This window comes from Ureibacillus sp. MALMAid1270 (assembly GCF_049202975.1).
Taxonomy (GTDB): Bacteria; Bacillota; Bacilli; order Bacillales_A; family Planococcaceae; genus Ureibacillus.
Window position 1 is genome coordinate 1 of the sequence record NZ_JBMIRP010000082.1, and the last position, 18607, is coordinate 18607.

Below are 18607 nucleotides of genomic sequence, written 5' to 3' on the forward strand. Positions count from 1 at the left end.
AGTTCGGGATTTTGCCTCCGGCTTCCTTCAGATTCCACCTCACGATGGACACCCTTGCCATTAGCTAACAGTTCCTACTGCCAAGCCTGTAGTGGACTTTCACCACCAAGTTATAGCCCATGCCGGGCGCACATAAAAACACCTAAAGAAGTTGCCTTCTTTAGGTGCACAGTAAACATTATTCTAAATATCCAGATAAGATACGTGCATATGGTGAATCAGATGGAATGATAATCATTGTATCTTCACCAATTGTTTGTTTATACGTTTGTAATGTACGGAAAAGCTCGTAAAATTCAGGGTCTTTTGAGAATGCTTGATTGTAAATTCTCGCGGCCTCTGCTTCCCCTTGGGCACGGATTAATGCTGCTTCTTTTTCAGCAGTTGAAATCATTTCAGTTACTGTTCTATCTGTATTAGCTTCAATAGTTCTTTTTTGTGCATCCCCTTCAGATAAATATTTCTGAGCCATCGATTCACGCTCTGAAATCATACGAGTAAATACAGATTGTTCGTTTTCAGCTGGTAAGTCTGTACGACGAATACGTACGTCTACAACTTCAATTCCATATTTATCATTTGATAATAGCGTGTTTACCCTATCTGTTACAGTTGCATTTAAATCACCACGAGATGATAAATCCTCGTTAATAATTTCTTCATAGGGTAATTTCCCTAGTTCTGTACGAAGAGTGGAATATATGAACTCTTCCATTCTAGATTCTGCATTCGCAATCGTTCGCGCATTAGAAATTAGAAGTTTTGGATCGGTTACTTTCCATACGGCATAGTTATCTACAATAATTCGTTTTTTATCGGCTGTCATAATTTCTTCTTCTGTTGCCATGTCATAAATCATTATATTTTTTGGTAATGTCGTTACAGATTGGATGAATGGTATTTTAAAGTTTAATCCAGGTTCTTCTTTATAACCGATTACTTCACCAAATTGACGGATTACTTTATATTCATTTTCTTTAACAACATATAAGTTAGAAATAATAATCACAATAATGGCAAATATAGCAACTAATGACCCAATAATTGTACCGATTTTTCTTCCATTAATCGGTTTTTTATTTATATCTACGACTTTTGCTTCTTTCACTTCTCCTGAATCTTTTGGTTCATCTGCTTTTTTCTTTTTGTTATTATTGTTCCCAAAAAGTGAATTTACAAATTTATCTAAATCATTATTAAATTTATCATTACTCATTAGTTATTACTCCCTTCTGTCACAATTGGGTTTGTAGAAGAGTTTGGTACTAGTGGTAAGTACTTTAAAGTCTCACCATCATCATTCATAATATAAAGTTTTGCATTTGGTAATACTTGCTCTAGTGTTTCCAATATTAAACGAGATCTAGTAATTTCTTTATTTTGAACGTATTGTTCATAGAGACTATTAAATACTGCTACGTCTCCTTCAGCTTGTTGAATACGCGCAATTTTTTCTCCCTCGGCTTGTGATAAAATTGCAGCGACTTCGCCTTTCGCTTCACTTTCTTTTTCATTTTTATATTTCTCAGCTTGATTTTCTTTTGTATTTTGTGTCTCACGTGCATCTGTAACAGCAGTAAATGCTGCACGAACTTCAGCGTTTGGTACTTCAACATCCTGTAACTGAACTGCTAGTATGTTAATACCGATATCATAGTTATTAACTAACGTAGTTATTAACTCTCTTGTGTCGATTTCTATCTGTGCTTTTCCACCCGTTAAAGCCTCATCAATTGTTGAACTACCGATAACGGAGCGAATGGCTGCAGATGTCACATTATGTAGTATTGCTTTAGGATCGTCAGAGTTAAATAGATACTTTTCTGGATCTGCAATTTTCCATTGCACAACTAAGTCTGTTAAAACGATGTTTTCATCACCTGTAATCATTTTCGTTTCACTTTCATTACTAATGATTTCGCCATTTTCATCTAGCTTATAACCGAAAGTTAAACTAAATGTTTCCCTAGATAATAACTCTACTTTTTGAATCGGCCATGGCATTTTAAAATGTAAACCTGGTTCTGAAACGGTATCATCTGCATGACCGAAAGTAATTACTACCGCTTGTTCTGATTCATCAACTATGTACCAAGATGTTAGTGCGGCAAGGATTATTAATATCGCAAATATTCCTGAAAAAATTAACGTCAACACTCTTTTAGTGCTCAATCAAATAACCTCCTTAAATAAATCAATTCTTACCTATCAATTGAGATAACTAATTTACGAATCAAATAGCCTAGAGGTTTCAAAAAAATAAAAAAATAAAAACTCGACCAAATTGATCGAATTCATGTTCATAGCTGCCAAAAAGTAGTGAACGAAAAAAGTCCACTACCTTCCTCACAGCATATTCTTAAGCTATCTACTAGATCTGAAACAGGGGGTTTCTAATTAGTACTATAACGCCCTATTGTGAAGATTGTGTTACTCTATTGTAAACAAATTGTTAATTTCGTTTTTTTAATGGAATCATAATTTTAATACACGTTCCTTTACCAACTTCACTTTCAACATCTAGCTTACCATGATGGGCTTCTACTAAATGTTTCACAATGGCAAGTCCTAACCCTGTGCCCCCTGAATTTCGACTTCTCGCTTTATCTACTCGATAGAACCGTTCGAATATACGAGGGAGTTCATTTTTATCAATACCAATTCCTTGATCTTCTACTTCAACAATTCCATATTCTTCGTTTTCTTTTATGCGTAATGTAATGGTAGTGTCCTCAGGTGAATACGTAATTGCATTCGCAATTAAATTCGTAAAGATTTGTATTAATCGGTTGGAATCTCCCATAACGACAACATCCCGGACAATATCTACACTAAATTGCATATTTTTTTCATCCAACTTTGGACTTGTCACATCTACAGCTCGAATTAATACATCTTGTAAGCTTGTAGGAACAATATTAACTGTATAACCATGCTGTTCAATTTTGGAAAGTTCAAGTAAATCATTGATGAGCATTTGAAGTCGATTACTTTCTTGATAAATAATTTCTAAGAAGGATAGCAACATCTTTTCATCTTTAAAGGCACCATCAAGTAATGTTTCAGAGAATCCTTTAATAGATGTAATCGGTGTTCTCAGTTCATGAGATACATTTGCTACGAAGTCTTTTCTAATTTGTTCAAGTCGAATCAGTTCAGTAATATCATGCATGACGATGACAACACCTAACCAACGTCCATGTTCCCCTACAACTGGTGCCCCATATACTTGTTTATAAAGAATTTCGTGATGGAGCTCCACTTCTATTTGCTTTCTATAAGGTTGCTCTGTCAGAAATACATGGTCAATAAAATTCTCAATATTTTTTGGTAAGCCGAGCGTATTAAAGTTTTTTCCCCGCACTTCATCTAAAGTTAACTCAAACCCTTGCAAAAACCGACCATTAACGATGGATACATTCCCTTCTCTACCAATCATAATAAGTGCGCTACCCATATTTTCAATTAATGTCTTTAACCGTTCTTCTTCTACCTCACGTGTTTTTTCAATCTCTTGTAAAGTACGGGCTAAGTTATTAATTGAACTTCTTAATTGAACGATGATCGATGGACCCATGGCATATGCTCTTGCACGATAATTACCTTTCGATAATTCTTTTGCTGTTCTTGTAATATTATCTAGTGGTTCAATCATGTTACGCACCAATCGATATGCTACAAGACTGATTAATAATAATGCGATGATCATTAAGATGGTAAGCACAAAAAAGTATTGTGAATTCACATGATGAAAAGTCTTGTCATCATATGGAATATTATTTCGATCAAAGTAATTTTTCAAAAAGAAAGGAAAAAGCTGGCCTAAGATAATTCCAAGGACAGCAAAAATTGAACTAGTTATAATCATGAAGAATAAAAAGAGTTGATTACTGAAGGATTTCATACATTTTTTGGCTCCTCAAATTTATAACCAATCCCACGAATCGTTTTAATATATTTTGGTTTACGACTATTTTCTTCAATTTTTTCACGGAGATGGCTAATATGTACATCGACAATTCGTGTATCACCAGCAAAATCATAATGCCAAACAGCACTAAGCAATTGATCGCGAGTTAGTACTCTATTTTTATTTTCAATTAGATAGACAAGTAATTCAAATTCCTTCGGTGTAAATTCTAATGGTTGTTCATCTAAAAAGGCTTCGTAAACTTCAGGATGAACGAGTAATTTTCCAATTTGGAATGTTTTATTTTTTAAATCTTCTTCTTGTTCAAGCTCGAAGGATGATGTAAAACGTCTTAGTACAGCTTTTACACGTGCTATCACTTCACGGGGACTAAATGGTTTCGTCATGTAGTCATCTGCGCCAAGTTCTAATCCAAGTACTTTATCGAACTCATCGTCTCTCGCTGTTAGCATTATTATTGGAATATTTATCTTCTTACTTCTTATTTCCTTACAAATTTCCATGCCATCCATTGTTGGTAACATTAAATCTAATAGCATTAAATCTGGAGATTTTTCAAGAGCTAAATCTAATCCTTCTTTTCCATCATGTGCTAACAATACTTCATATCCTGCTTTTTCAAGGTTGTACTTTAATAATGTAGCAATCGATATTTCATCCTCAACAACTAAAATAACTTTTGACATAACAAATCCTCCAAGAATTGATTTGAAACCCCCATTTCAAATCTAAGCTTAATAGATCAAATGCGTACTAGTTATAAAGGAGGCGTAACTTTCATAACACCTTCTATAACAGATTTATGATTTTCATTTGTAGCATGAATATGAATTTCGACTAAATTTTCCGAAACTTCTATTTGTTGTACTTCAAGTACAATATTAATCGTTTCATAATGATAAACTGGTTCCTCATAAACTAAATTTTGTTCAATTATTCTAGAACCTGGACCAGGAATATGTTTTGATATTGCAGAAGTGATAATGCCATTAAGCATAATAACTGGAACAATCGGTTTTTTATATGGCGTGTCTGTTACATAATCGTGTTGAATATATAATGGATTACTATCATTTGTTAAACCTAAGTACAATAATAAATCCTTATCCTCAATTTTCTCGATTAAATGTAACCTCTCGCCAACGGAAAGTTCATCAACCTTTTTCCCAATTTTTATACCTTTTTTTATCAACAATAAGGCAACTCCTTTATCCTCAGTTTATTCAATAGTATCAATTTTTTCAGAAAATAACAATCATAGAAGGGTGTATGCCATTTCGTTAAATACAAAAGAAAAAGGAAGCATATTAAATATGCCTCCTTTTGTGTTATTTAAAATAACCGATTATAGGTTTTTAATTAATTCGTTAGCGAATTCAGAACATTTAACTTCAGTAGCGCCTTCCATTAAACGAGCGAAGTCATAAGTTACTACTTTTGAAGAAATTGTTTTTTCTACAGATTTTGTAATTAAATCTGCAGCTTCTTGCCAACCAATGTGTTCAAGCATTAATACACCTGAAAGTAATACTGAAGATGGGTTTACTTTATCTTGACCAGCATATTTTGGAGCTGTACCGTGAGTAGCTTCGAAGATAGCATGTCCAGTTACATAGTTAATGTTTGCTCCTGGAGCGATACCAATACCACCAACTTGTGCAGCTAATGCGTCAGAAATATAGTCACCGTTTAAGTTCATTGTAGCAACTACGTCAAATTCAGTTGGACGAGTTAAAATTTGTTGTAAGAAGATATCAGCAATTGAATCTTTTACGATGATTTTGCCTTCAGCAACAGCTTTTGATTGTGCTTCGTTAGCTGCAGCTTCACCTTGTTCAGCTTTAATTGCATCGTATTGGTTCCAAGTGAATACTTTGTCACCAAATTCTTTTTCTGCTAATTCATAACCCCAAGTTTTGAATCCACCTTCAGTGAACTTCATGATGTTACCTTTGTGTACTAAAGTAACAGTTGGTTTGTTATGTTTAATTGCGTATTCGATTGCTGCACGAACTAAACGTTCAGTACCTTCTTGAGAAACTGGTTTAATACCTAAACCAGAAGTTTCTGGGAAGCGGATTTTATTAACACCAAGTTCATTTTGTAAGAAGTTTAATAATTTCTTTTGCTCGTCTGATCCAGCTTTGTATTCAATACCAGCATAGATATCTTCTGTGTTTTCACGGAAGATTACCATATCTACATCTTCTGGACGTTTTACAGGTGAAGGTACACCGTCAAAGTGACGTACAGGACGTAAACATACATATAAATCTAATTGTTGACGAAGTGCAACGTTTAGAGAACGAATTCCGCCTCCGATTGGAGTTGTAAGAGGTCCTTTAATTGCAATTAGGTATTCGTTAATTTTATCTAAAGTTTCTTGTGGTAACCATTCACCTGTTTGGTTGAATGCTTTTTCACCAGCTAAAACTTCTAACCATTCAATTTTCTTTTCACCGTTATATGCTTTTTCAACTGCAGCATCAATTACTCTAGAAGCTGCTGCCCAAATATCTGGACCAATTCCGTCACCTTCGATGAAAGGAATTACTGGGTTGTTTGGTACGTTTAGTACTCCATTTTCTACTACAATTTTACCGTTAGTCATTATTGTTGCCTCCCTATAATCATAAGTCTAGGACTGTGCATTCGCATCACAGTCCTAGACAATTTTAGCATATTTTAAAAATTAGCGCTCTTCAACTGGAACATATTTTTGCATTCCAGGTCCAACGTATTCTGCACGTGGACGGATTAAGCGGTTATTTGCATATTGCTCTAGAATATGTGCTAACCAACCAGATGTACGTGATACAGCAAAGATTGGTGTAAATAAATCATGTTCAATTCCTAGTGAATCGTATACAGAAGCTGAGAAGAAGTCAACGTTAGCTGGAAGATTCTTTTGACCTACAACCATGTCATGAATTTTTACTGACATATCGTAAAGTTCTGGTTTACCAGTTAATTTAGTTAACTTTTCGCTCATAACACGTAAGTGTTTTGCACGTGGATCACCTTTGCGGTATACGCGGTGACCGAAGCCCATGATTTTCTCTTTGTTGTTTAATTTAGTTTGGATATATTCTTCAACATTATCAATTGAACCAATTTCAGATAACATTTTCATTACTTGCTCATTAGCTCCACCGTGAAGTGGTCCTTTTAACGCGCCAATTGCAGAAGTAATACCAGAATATACATCTGATAATGTAGCTACACAAACACGAGCAGTGAATGTAGATGCATTTAACTCGTGGTCAGCATGTAATACTAATGCTTTGTCAAATGCTTCAATTTCGATAGGTTGTGGTTCTTTACCATGTAGCATATATAAGAAGTTAGCAGCATAACCTAATTCAGGTTTTGGTGCTACTGGTTCTAAACCTTTACGAATACGTGAAAACGCAGTTACAACAGTTGAAATTTTCGCTTGAAGGCGAATTGCTTTACGATAATTCGCTTCTGGAGTCATTACATCTGCTTCTTCGTCATATACACCTAATAATGAGATTGCAGTACGTAATGCAGCCATTGGATGTACAGTGTTTAATGGATAAGCTTTGAATTGATCAATAATTGCTTGAGGAATGTCCGCATTCTCAGCTAATTGTTGTTTTAACTCAGCAAGCTCATCTGCTTTCGGTAGGCGTGTATGCCATAGTAAAAATACAACCTCTTCAAATGTAGCATTATCTGCTAAATCATCAATGTTGTAGCCTACATATGTAAGTGTGTCGTCGATGATTGAACTGATTTTTGACTCAGCCGCTACGATACCTTCTAAACCGCGTGTTGCTGTCATTAATAATCTCTCCCTGTATAAAGATTTTGTAAGTGCTTTCTTTTTAAGACAAGCCACTCAATATTTAGTTCTGCTCATATGAACCTATAAGTAAATCGCTTACACCGTTATTATAATAAATTTTGACGTCTTTGTGAATGAAATTACTAGAATTAAAGAAAAAAATGCAATTAGAATGAGAATCTTGCTTTAAAGAGAATTTTTCCGCATTTAGCGAGAACTGTAAGTATAAATTAGAGGTGAGGTCAATTGAAAATGCATAAAATAAGCGAATTTCCAACAAAAAAATTAATAAAGTTTATTGTTCTAGCTGCATACTTATTGGTTTTATGGTTTGTTTTTCCTATAGCTATTGCTATCTTTTTCGCTTATTTACTTTTTCCACTTGTTGAATTTTGTCATAAGCGATTAAAACTACCTTATATATTGAGCGCCACTACTGTTTCTATATTAATATTCCTGCTAATTTATTCATTAATATATATCACTATCCAAAGTTTGATAAGTATTTATCCAGAAATTCAAGTGCATATTGGAAAAATTCCTATAATACAACAATCTGCCAATTTCATCATATTCGAAACTATTTATGAGCAATCCATGTCATTAATCGACTCATTAGTTCTTACCATTCTGAACTCAATTCAATTAGTTTTTAATTATTTACTTGAGTTTTTCTTATTCGTAGTGGCCTTTTTCTTCTCACTGTTCGAATCAAGAAAAGACAGAACATGGTTCTTTCTATATGTTCCGAAACATTATCGTTCCGAGTGGAAACATTATTTTACAAAGGTAATTGATTTATTTGGATATTTTTTATTTGTCAGTTTCCAATTGTTTATGATTACCTTTATTTTATTAAGTTGCGGGTTTTCACTTTTAAAATTTGAACAAGCCATTAGTAAAGCATTTTTAATCGCTATCGCAGATTTCTTACCATTCTTCGGCATTGGGATTTTCCTAATACCTGTAGCCATTTATTTTTTTGTACTTGGACAAAGCTACTTAGGTATTGCAATTATTGTGTTATTTTTATTTATCATGATTACAAGACAAATTGTAGAGTCAATGTTGTGGGCGAAAACTTTTCAGTTGCGCGCCATCCATACATTTTTCATCAGCGCGACTTCCATATTATTATTCGGTATATATGGAATTTTACTAAGCCCTATAATCATTTTAGTAGCACTAAAAATGAAACAAAAATCTACCTATTTATGATGATCACATTTCTATTTTCCATTCTTTTACGTAACCAACTATAAATAAATGGTTTGTATATTTTTCTCGTTTGATTAAATACAAACGTTATACCGATTAGATCCGTTAAAAATCCAGGTAATGCCAATAATACGCCACCTATAAATATCATGAATGTATCGACCATTGCTGGACCTGGTGCTTCACCTCGGCTTAGACTATTTTGAATGTTTTGAACAGAATGTTTACCTTGCTTTTTAGCTACCGTAATACCAAGTATTGAAGTTAATACTACTAATAAAAGTGTATTAAAAGCTCCAATCAAATTACCGATTAATATAAATAAAGCTATTTCGATTAATACAATTGCTATAAGACTAATCTTTAACTTTTTCAATAATATTCCCCCAACAGATTCTATTAATACAAGTTAATTATTTTTACGTTCAAAAAAATAGAAGGTTTCATGTCTTACTTACAAAATTATAAGTTAAAACAAAAAAGTAGACAAACTCGTTATCCGGTTTGTCTACTTTTTTCGTCAATAATATGAATGATTATAATACACTTGCATGTCCTTTATAAATAACACCAGTTTCCGCATCCATTGTTATCTCTTGACCATGGCGGATTAAAGTTGTTGCTTCTTTAACACCAACAATAACAGGAATTCCTAAGCTTAAACCTACTACTGCAGCATGGCTTGTTAAGCCACCTTCCTCAGTAATAATACCAGTACATTTTTCAATAGCAGGCATCATCTCACGATCCGTTCCAATCGTAACTAGAATACAACCTTCAGTGTCATACGCCAGTGCCTCATCAGCATTTTTAACTACAGCTGCTTTAGCAACAACAGAAGCTTTACCTACTCCTTGGCCACGTGCAAGTAGATCACCGATTACGTGTACTTTCATTAGATTAGTCGTTCCTGCCTCTCCAACAGGTACACCCGCTGTAATAATCACTACATCTCCATGGTTCACATATTCATGTTTTAATGCTTCATCAACGGATAATTCTAAAATTTCATCCGTCGTATTAACCTTTGGAGTTACAATTGGTGTTACACCCCAAACTAGTGTTAATTTTTGAGCAGTTGTTGGTTCGTTCGTAATTGCAATAATTGGAACACCAGGACGATATTTCGCAATCATTTTCGCAGTAGTACCACTTGAAGTAGGAGCTAATACGGCTTTTACACCTAAATTAATGGAAGTATAAGATACAGCTTGTGAAAGAGCTTCTGTCATCGTTGTTCCTTTTTCACGACTTCTTGTCGAAACAATTGAACGATAATCTAATGAGTTTTCTGTATACTCAGCAATTTTATTCATAGTTCTTACAGAATCCACTGGATATAATCCAGCTGCAGTTTCACCAGATAGCATAATAGCATCTGTACCATCAATAATCGCGTTAGCAACGTCACTTGCTTCAGCACGTGTAGGGCGAGGGTTTCGTTGCATTGAATCTAACATTTGTGTTGCTGTAATAACTGGTTTACCTACAAGGTTACATTTTTTAATTAATGTTTTTTGAACTAATGGAACTTCTTCGGCTGGAATTTCAACACCTAAATCTCCACGTGCAACCATTAATCCGTCTGACACTTCGATAATTTCATCAATATTGTCTACACCTTGTTGGTTTTCAATTTTAGGGATAATTTGGATGTGACTACCACCATTTTGTTCTAATAATTCACGTATTTCTAGAACATCTTTTGCAGTACGAACAAATGATGCTGCGATAAAGTCGATACCTTGTTCAATCCCAAATAGAATATCCTGCGCATCTTTTTCAGTAATACCAGGTAAGTTTACTGAAACTCCAGGAACATTTACACCTTTTTTATTTTTTAGTAGACCAGCATTTTCTACAATCGTATGAATTAACCCTTTTTCTAGATCTTTTGCTAATACTCGTAATTCAATTAATCCATCATCTAGTAAGATTTTGTCGTTTTGATTTACATCGTGTATTAATTGATCGTAAGTCACAGAGAATACATTTGCGTCGCCTTCAACTTCTTCCATTGAAATGTCGATTACTTGTCCAGCTACTAGATGTACTTCACCATTTTTCATATTGTGAGTTCTAATTTCCGGACCTTTTGTATCAAGTAAAATACCAATAGTTTTGTTTAGTTTTGAAGCAACATCTCTGATCGTTGCAATTCGAACTGCATGTTCCTCATGATTCCCGTGGGAAAAGTTTAATCTTGCAACATTCATTCCTGCTAATATTAACTGTTCAAGAACTTCTGGCGATTCACTAGCTGGCCCAATCGTACAAACAATTTTTGTTTTTCTCATAAATAACCCGCTTTCGTTTTTTCTAAGATTTAAATAGATAATTCCTTCGATAATGTGTATAGGCTTAATTCTGCTTTATGTTGTAATGTAAATGCTTCATCTAAATCATAATCAATCACTTGATGATTTTTTATACCAACAGCTCGTCCACTAGCGCCTTCTAATAATATTTCAACCGCTCTTGCACCTAATCGACCTGCTAATACTCGGTCTCTTGCTGTTGGTGAACCCCCTCGTTGAATATGACCTAATACTGATACACGTGTGTGAATCCCAGCTTTTTCTTTTAACAATTTTGCAAGTTCTCCACCTGACATTACGCCTTCTGCAACAATGATTATACTATGCTTTTTACCCCTTGCTACACCGCGCTTAATCCTATCAATAATGTCATCTATATCATACTGTTCCTCTGGTATCAGAATCGATTCTGCTCCTGCTGCAAGTCCTGCCCATAATGCCAAGTCTCCAGCATCTCTTCCCATCACTTCAACTATAAAGGAATTTTCATGTGAAGTTGCCGTATCTCTTATTTTATCAATTGATTCAACAACCGTGTTTAAAGCAGTATCGAAACCAATTGTATATTCTGTTCCTGGGATATCATTATCAATTGTCCCTGGAACTCCTACACTTGGAAAGCCTAATTTAGTTAAAGCATTTGCTCCACGGTATGAACCATCTCCACCAATTACAACAAGTCCTTCTACTCCGGCTTGTTTCATTTTTTCAATTCCTAAGAGCTGATATTTTTCTTCTTTGAATTCAGGAAATCTAGATGAAAATAATTTTGTTCCACCTCGTTGAATAATATCACCAACTGAACCTAGATCTAATAACTCCATTTTCCCTTCAACAAAGCCTTCAAAACCACGGTATACTCCCATAACTTCAACACCATGAAAATTGGCTTTTCGAACAACAGCACGAATGGCTGCGTTCATTCCAGGAGCATCTCCACCACTCGTTAAGACTGCAATTTTTTTCAAGTGCTCCTACCTCCTAACCTAGACCTTCATATAAAACACATTATCATAAAATGTAATGAATGTAATGATTTCTAATAGGTAAATTCACTACTTTTACAAAAAAATATAAAAAAACCATCATTATACAATGAATTTCCTTATTTATTCGATTTCTTTGTCGAATATACGTCTTAATTTATACCCATGTTTCGTTGTCATCATAACTAAAGTATAAGGTTAATGAGATTCTAAAATCTAAAAAAGAGATTGTTTTGAAAGTAAACTTTCAAGACAACCCCTTTAAGAGTGACATTTTTACATTTCTATAAATTCGCCAATAACTCTAAATTTGTTGTATCGATCTTCAATCAGTTCTACATCTGATAACAACTGTAATTTTTTTAGTTCTTCTAATAAACATTCTTTAATAGCAAGAGCTTGTGTTGAAATATTGCGATGTGCCCCACCTGAAATTTCAGGTATTATGCCATCAATAATACCCATATTTTTTAAATCTTGGGCAGTAATTTTCATTGCTTCTGCAGCTTGTTTTGCTAATGAAGCATCTTTCCATAAAATCGATGCAGCACCCTCTGGTGAAATAACTGAGTAAGTAGAGTTTTCTAGCATAAAGATTCGATTTGCTACACCCAATGCTAGTGCACCACCACTACCACCTTCACCAATTACCACGCTAATTACAGGAACTTTTAATCCAGCCATTTCAAATAAATTCTTAGCAATGGCTTCACTTTGACCACGTTCTTCTGCTGCTTTACCAGGATAAGCACCCTTAGTATCGATAAAGCAAAGGATTGGTCTACCAAACTTCTCTGCTTGTTTCATTAAACGAAGAGCTTTTCGGTATCCTTCTGGGTGAGGCATACCAAAGTTTCTACGAATGTTTTCTTTCGTTGTTTTTCCTCTTTGATGACCAATGATTGTGATTGGTTCATCTTCAAAGAATGCGATCCCACCAATAATTGCTTCATCGTCACCGAAATAACGGTCTCCATGAAATTCAATAAAGTCAGTAAAGATTTCATTTATATAGTCAAGTGTTGTTGGTCTTTCAGGATGTCTTGCTACTTGTACACGATCCCAAGGTTCCATATTCGAATAAATCTTTGTTTCTAGTTGTTTAAGTCTTGTTTCAAGAGTCTGGATTTCATCAGACATATCTACATCTGCTTTATTTGCAATCTCTCTTAGCTCATCTATTTTTTCACGTAGTTTGATAACAGGTTCTTCAAAAGCCATATTTTTAGACATTTGAAACCCCTCCTTTACGATGAAGTTTCACAATTGTTCCCACTTTCTTTTTCATATCTTTTCGGTGGAATATTGCATCTAATTGTCCATGAGCAAGTAAAAATTCAGCTGTTTGGAAGTCGTCAGGAAGCTTTTCACGAACAGTTTGTTCAATTACGCGGCGTCCAGCAAAACCAATTAATGCTTTAGGCTCAGCAATATTAATATCTCCTAAAGAAGCAAAACTTGCTGAAACTCCGCCAGTCGTTGGATGTGTCATAATTGAAATAAATAATAATCCTGCATCGCTATGACGTTTTAAGGCAACGCTTGTTTTGGCCATCTGCATTAGGGAAATAACACCTTCTTGCATCCTAGCTCCACCACTTGCTGTAAAAATGATAAACGGAGCTTTTAATTCAGTCGCCTTTTCAATTGCTCTAGTTATTTTTTCACCAACAACAGACCCCATAGAACCCATACGGAAATGTGAATCCATAATTGCTACTACAACTTGTTCACCGTTTAAATGACCTATACCAGTTAAGACTGCTTCATTTAATCCTGTCTTCTTAACATCCACTTCGACTTTTTCAACGTATGAAGGGAAATTTAATGGATTCGATGTTTTTAGATGATCGTCTAACGATTCGATTATTCCACCATCTAGGAAGTAAGAGACTCTTTCATTTGCCGTCAACTTATAATGATGATCGCAATTCGGGCAAACTTTTAAATTATTTTCAAGTTCTTTTGTTAAATATATTTTTTTACATTCAGGACATTTTGTCATTAAATCTGCGGGAAATTCATTTTCTTTATTACGTTCGATGACTACCCCGCCTTTCGATTTTTTACGATTTAACGATATAAAATTTCTTATCGCCATCATAATCCCCCTTAAAGTAGATATTAATTTTAAAGATTCGTTATATTATTCATCACGGTGTAACTAACCTTTTCGTGTGGTTTTCCACACAGATCGATGTTCATTTTATATATTGCATCCACTGTTCATAAGCTTCGATCGCTTCTTTTTGATACCCTAGTTGAATAGATTTTAAGAGCACAAGAAGAATTGGTTTTTCTTCTAAGGTCGTTATCTTCTTTAAAGGAGTTGCACTATATGCTGCAAGTTGCATCCAAATTTTTAAAGATAAACGATTTCCCGAAGCAATGATTAATTCTCTTAAAATATGGTCTCTAACAACTTCACTTTCTATTTCAATCTTATAAAACAAACTCTCCCAAACAGGTAAGGAAATTAAATCTTTATCAGAACAAATGACCTTAATCGCCTCTTTTTCATGCATTTTACGTGTTGCATGAACTTCTTCAACAGTGCGACTATCTTTTAATATGAATGAAGCTAGAATCTCTACTAATTGAATATGTTGGCCAGAAGAAAGAAATGTTCCCCCGCCTTGCCTCGTTTCAATTAGTCCGAGTAACTCTAAACTACGTAACGCTTCTCTAACAGATGATCTACCAACATTCAAACGTTCTGATAGTACCCTTTCAGAAGGCAACTTATCACCAGGTCGAATATGTTCTGTTTCGATTAATTCTTTTAGTTGTTTAACAATCTCTAAAAATACTTTTTTATTTTCCTGTTTAGTATCCATACGCACCTCACATAAGGCCATAGTACATGTTTATATACGTATAACGCGTCAGTTTTATTACAAATGTAATGAAAAAACCAAAAGTGGTCTGACCACTTTTGGTATAAGAATACATAAAGTTAAATCATTTGTAAAGAAAAAACTGTACAAAATGTACAGTTTTTTCTAAAAAATTAACACAAATAGTTCTTAGTGTAATTGTGAGCAATAACTAGAATGATGTAATAGTATGCTCGAAAAGTTATGAAATTCGTATTAGTTCGAAGTTTTTTCTAATAATTTCACAACAATTTGAGGTTTTTCTTGGCGATATTCTAAAAACCCTTCTACATAAACAATCATTTCTTCTCTAATCCATCCAACAACAGCATTATATTCTTTTGGAAAGAGTGTTAAAGATATTGTTCCAAATTCATCGGATAGTTGGACAAACGCCATTAACTCTCCTTTTTTCGTCCTAATTTGTCTCACATGATCAATCATACCAACCAGTTTAACAAAAGTATGCGGACGTAAATTACGTAACGTTTTTGTATTAAATTGAATGTCGTTCATATTTCGTCTTTCTAACGTTACAGGATGTTCAGACAAATAAAAGCCAAGCACTTCTTTTTCAAATTGAAGCTTTATTTTTTGAGGAATCGGATCCACCTCTATATACTTCGGTCTACCAAATATATTTGGATTAGATGAGAACAAATTATCTTCTTCGGTTGGTCGTACAATTTTTGCATGTTTTATCGCTGCATCAATTGTTGCAAGTAAACTTGCACGGTCTTTCCCAAAGTCATCTAGTGCACCTGCTTTAATTAGTGGTTCTAATTCTTTTCGAGTAAAGGTAGCAGCACTTAATGCTGTTGCCATATCAAAAATATCTTCGAAAGGTCTACCTAAATTTGATCTTGTCTCAACTAACTTTTTTAAGAAATTTTGTGTCACTCCACGTATGACAGATAAACTGAATCGAATTTTCCCCTGCTCTACATAAAAATGACGATAACTTTTTTGAATAGATGGTCGTTCGATAACGATGCCTTTATTTTTTGCTTCTAAAATATATTGGAAAAGCTTATCGGGATTTCCTATGGAATTAGTCATTAGCGCAGCATAAAAATGTACTGGAAAATTAGCTTTTAAAAAAGCCATTTGATATGAGATTAAACTATATGCAACAGCATGGCTTTTTGCAAAACCGTAATTGGCAAAACGAACAATTAACTCATAAACCTCTTCTGCAACTTGTTGCGAAAATCCTTTTTGGATAGCACCAGAAACAAAAGTTGCTTTTTGCTCGTTTAATATATCTATATTTTTTTTACTTACTGCTCTTCTTAGTAAATCAGCTTGCCCAAATGTAAAACCAGCTAATACATTGGCAATTTGCATAATTTGTTCTTGGTAAACAATGATCCCATAAGTTTCTTTTAAAATTGGTTCCAATATTGGATGGGGCATTACAACTGGTTCTTTTTTTGCTTTTCTACGTGCGTAAGTTGGGATAAACTCCATTGGCCCTGGACGATATAAAGCATTGACAGCAACTATGTCTAAAATTTGTGTAGGTTTAATTTCCCGCAATGCATTTTGCATTCCATCAGATTCTAACTGGAAAATTCCAGCAGTATCGCCTCTTTGTAATAATTCATAAGTTTTCTGATCATTTAAAGGAATTTGGTTTAAATCGATTTCTATTTTATTTGTATAATGGATTGATTTGCGAATTTGCTCAATAATTGTCAAATTCCTCAAACCAAGAAAATCCATTTTCAAAAGTCCTTGTTTTTCTACTTCTTGCATTGGCCATTGGGTTAAATAAATATCATCATGACCTTTTTCTATCGGCGCAACTTCTACTAATGGTACTGGACTTAATATTACTCCAGCTGCATGTGTAGAAGCATTTTTTGGCAACCCTTCTAATTTTAGAGCAACTTCAAACCATTTTTTACGAATTGGTTCACCCTCAATCCAAGCTCGTAATTTTTCTGAAGAAGCATACGCCTCTGAAAGAGTAATACCTAATTTATTAGGTAAAAGTCTTGAAATCATCTCTAATGTTTCGCTTTCAAAATTAAACATTCTTGCTACATCACGAGCTACAGCTTTAGCAGATAATGTTCCGAATGTAATAATTTGTGCAACATGTTGCTCTCCATACTTTTTAGCTACATACTCAATGACTTCCTGTCTACGTGTGTCAACAAAGTCGATATCGATATCAGGTAAAGTAATTCTTTCTGGATTTAAAAATCGTTCGAAAAGTAAGCCATAATGAATGGGATCGACTTGCGTAATTTGCAGGACATAGGCAACTAAAGAACTGGCGGATGAACCACGGCCAGGTCCTGTTAAGATGCCCGCTGAATGGGCAAATTTCATAAAATCAGAAACGATTAAAAAATAATCCGCATAGCCCATCGAGTTGATAATACTTAGTTCATAACGAAGTCGATCTATGTAAACTTCACTTGGCGTAGCTGTTTGTAACCTATTTTTTAACCCTTCCATGCTTAGCTGATAAAGTACTTCTTCTGACGATACTCCTTCAGGTAGTGGGAATTTAGGCATATACGTACGTTTATTTTCAATATCCACTCTGCAACTTAACAACAATTGTTCCGCTTCTAAAAGCCATTCAGGATGATCAAAAAACCATTCATTCCATTCCTGGGTTGTAGGTACGTATTGTTTTTCTTTGTTATTTGTTTGTGTACGTTCACTTAACTTCACACCAGTTTCAATGGCATTCGCTACTTCAAATGCAAAATAATCTTCTTTTTTAAGAAATAAACAATCATGAATAGCGATTATTTTCGTTTTAAAATAGTTGCTTAATTGAACGGCTTTTTCTTCTAACGGTGAAATCTCTCCACCCGCGCGAGATATTCCAAACACTAATTGGCTATAAAATGAATCTACTACTTGCTTTAAATTTTCCAATGAATCATCTTGTAACCAAATTCCTTTGTTCTCAAGCAAAGGTAATACTACGACTAAACCTTTGGAGTAACCTACTAGCCAGCGATAAGGGAGTGTTTGGTCAGCTCTTATCGAGATACTACTAGTAATCTTAAGTAAATTTTTATAACCATCTGTTGTTTGAGCATAAAGTATTATTGGGAAAACTTGTTTATCTTGAAATTGTAATTGGACTTTTAAGCCTACTACGGGGTGAATACCCGCTTTACTGACTTCCTGCCAAAAAGGCAAAAGCCCGTACAATTTCGTATTTACCATTGCACATGCTTTTGCCTTTTGATTTTGTAGAAATGGGATGAGCTCATCAATACGAATGGTACTTTTGAGTAAATCTGCACTTGTTCGTATTTGTGGATAACTTGTCAAAACTCATTCCCCTCCTTCTCATTATATAGACTCTCGGCATTCGCCGAGCTTTGTGGTTCAAGGATTTTCCTCAAACCAATTTATTTCATCCCTCCTATTTTAGGTGGGATTTTTTAATGTTCATTTTTTTAAAACTGGAAATTAATTATCAAAATATTTTC

General features: G+C 34.4%; 15 protein-coding genes. 1 reads left to right on the forward strand and 14 read right to left on the reverse strand.

Going from position 1 to position 18607, the window contains the following annotated elements; all coding sequences use genetic code 11:
* Window positions 1-178: 178 nt before the first annotated feature.
* The 7 genes from hflC to citZ all read right to left on the reverse strand — a co-directional run bounded on the left by hflC (window position 179) and on the right by citZ (window position 7739).
* Window positions 179-1216, reverse strand: coding sequence for a protease modulator HflC (gene hflC / locus ACOQFO_RS10750; RefSeq protein WP_421689668.1), 1038 nt, complete (start codon window positions 1214-1216; stop codon window positions 179-181).
* The gene (gene hflK / locus ACOQFO_RS10755) at window positions 1216-2172 is read right to left on the reverse strand and encodes an FtsH protease activity modulator HflK (RefSeq protein WP_421689669.1); all 957 of its coding nucleotides are present in this window, start codon (window positions 2170-2172) and stop codon (window positions 1216-1218) included. The genes hflC and hflK overlap by 1 nt, the downstream gene beginning before the upstream one ends.
* Before the next feature lie 280 nt (window positions 2173-2452).
* On the reverse strand, window positions 2453-3904 hold the full coding sequence (pnpS, locus tag ACOQFO_RS10760; RefSeq protein ID WP_421689670.1) for a two-component system histidine kinase PnpS: 1452 nt from the start codon (window positions 3902-3904) through the stop codon (window positions 2453-2455).
* Window positions 3901-4617 (reverse strand): winged helix-turn-helix domain-containing protein, encoded by a 717-nt coding sequence (locus tag ACOQFO_RS10765; RefSeq protein WP_421689671.1) that lies wholly within the window; start codon window positions 4615-4617, stop codon window positions 3901-3903. Before ACOQFO_RS10765 ends, pnpS begins: the two co-directional genes overlap by 4 nt.
* 71 nt (window positions 4618-4688) lie before the next feature.
* Window positions 4689-5126, reverse strand: a complete 438-nt coding sequence (locus ACOQFO_RS10770) for an enoyl-CoA hydratase (protein ID WP_421689672.1) — start codon at window positions 5124-5126, stop codon at window positions 4689-4691.
* Window positions 5127-5276: 150 nt separating this feature from the next.
* Complete coding sequence (gene icd, locus ACOQFO_RS10775; RefSeq protein ID WP_421689673.1) at window positions 5277-6542, reverse strand: NADP-dependent isocitrate dehydrogenase; 1266 nt, start codon at window positions 6540-6542, stop codon at window positions 5277-5279.
* An 81-nt stretch (window positions 6543-6623) separates the two neighbouring features.
* Entirely contained in the window at window positions 6624-7739 is a 1116-nt protein-coding gene (gene citZ, locus ACOQFO_RS10780; RefSeq protein WP_421689674.1) for a citrate synthase, read from the reverse strand.
* A gap of 255 nt (window positions 7740-7994) precedes the next feature.
* Between citZ and ACOQFO_RS10785 the strand changes: the two genes are divergently transcribed.
* Entirely contained in the window at window positions 7995-8960 is a 966-nt protein-coding gene (locus tag ACOQFO_RS10785) for an AI-2E family transporter (protein ID WP_421689682.1), read from the forward strand.
* On the opposite strand, the gene ACOQFO_RS10790 is transcribed toward ACOQFO_RS10785, so the two are convergent.
* The 7 genes from ACOQFO_RS10790 to dnaE all read right to left on the reverse strand — a co-directional run bounded on the left by ACOQFO_RS10790 (window position 8947) and on the right by dnaE (window position 18446).
* Entirely contained in the window at window positions 8947-9336 is a 390-nt protein-coding gene (locus tag ACOQFO_RS10790; RefSeq protein WP_421689675.1) for an FxsA family protein, read from the reverse strand. The genes ACOQFO_RS10785 and ACOQFO_RS10790 overlap by 14 nt on opposite strands.
* A 160-nt stretch (window positions 9337-9496) precedes the next feature.
* Complete coding sequence (pyk, locus tag ACOQFO_RS10795; RefSeq protein WP_421689676.1) at window positions 9497-11257, reverse strand: pyruvate kinase; 1761 nt, start codon at window positions 11255-11257, stop codon at window positions 9497-9499.
* Window positions 11258-11286: 29 nt separating this feature from the next.
* The gene (gene pfkA, locus ACOQFO_RS10800) at window positions 11287-12246 is read right to left on the reverse strand and encodes a 6-phosphofructokinase (RefSeq protein WP_421689677.1); all 960 of its coding nucleotides are present in this window, start codon (window positions 12244-12246) and stop codon (window positions 11287-11289) included.
* 294 nt (window positions 12247-12540) lie between these two features.
* A complete protein-coding gene (locus ACOQFO_RS10805) occupies window positions 12541-13497 on the reverse strand; it encodes an acetyl-CoA carboxylase carboxyltransferase subunit alpha (RefSeq protein ID WP_421689678.1) in 957 nt (318 codons plus the stop codon).
* Window positions 13490-14365, reverse strand: coding sequence for an acetyl-CoA carboxylase, carboxyltransferase subunit beta (accD, locus tag ACOQFO_RS10810; protein ID WP_421689679.1), 876 nt, complete (start codon window positions 14363-14365; stop codon window positions 13490-13492). The genes ACOQFO_RS10805 and accD overlap by 8 nt, the downstream gene beginning before the upstream one ends.
* Before the next feature lie 100 nt (window positions 14366-14465).
* Window positions 14466-15101 (reverse strand): FadR/GntR family transcriptional regulator, encoded by a 636-nt coding sequence (locus ACOQFO_RS10815; RefSeq protein ID WP_421689680.1) that lies wholly within the window; start codon window positions 15099-15101, stop codon window positions 14466-14468.
* Between the two features lie 255 nt (window positions 15102-15356).
* Window positions 15357-18446, reverse strand: coding sequence for a DNA polymerase III subunit alpha (gene dnaE, locus ACOQFO_RS10820; RefSeq protein ID WP_421689681.1), 3090 nt, complete (start codon window positions 18444-18446; stop codon window positions 15357-15359).
* Window positions 18447-18607 lie beyond the last annotated feature (161 nt).

Excerpts from the sequence above, each read along its gene's own strand:
- ACOQFO_RS10765 (WP_421689671.1), bottom strand. The coding sequence starts at position 4,617 with ATGTCAAAAGTTATTTTAGTTGTTGAGGATGAAATATCGATTGCTACA.
- accD (WP_421689679.1), bottom strand. The coding sequence starts at position 14,365 with ATGGCGATAAGAAATTTTATATCGTTAAATCGTAAAAAATCGAAAGGC.
- pnpS (WP_421689670.1), bottom strand. The coding sequence starts at position 3,904 with ATGAAATCCTTCAGTAATCAACTCTTTTTATTCTTCATGATTATAACT.
- ACOQFO_RS10785 (WP_421689682.1), top strand. The coding sequence starts at position 7,995 with ATGCATAAAATAAGCGAATTTCCAACAAAAAAATTAATAAAGTTTATT.
- pyk (WP_421689676.1), bottom strand. The coding sequence starts at position 11,257 with ATGAGAAAAACAAAAATTGTTTGTACGATTGGGCCAGCTAGTGAATCG.
- hflC (WP_421689668.1), bottom strand. The coding sequence starts at position 1,216 with ATGAGTAATGATAAATTTAATAATGATTTAGATAAATTTGTAAATTCA.
- ACOQFO_RS10815 (WP_421689680.1), bottom strand. The coding sequence starts at position 15,101 with ATGGATACTAAACAGGAAAATAAAAAAGTATTTTTAGAGATTGTTAAA.
- citZ (WP_421689674.1), bottom strand. The coding sequence starts at position 7,739 with ATGACAGCAACACGCGGTTTAGAAGGTATCGTAGCGGCTGAGTCAAAA.
- ACOQFO_RS10805 (WP_421689678.1), bottom strand. The coding sequence starts at position 13,497 with ATGTCTAAAAATATGGCTTTTGAAGAACCTGTTATCAAACTACGTGAA.
- icd (WP_421689673.1), bottom strand. The coding sequence starts at position 6,542 with ATGACTAACGGTAAAATTGTAGTAGAAAATGGAGTACTAAACGTACCA.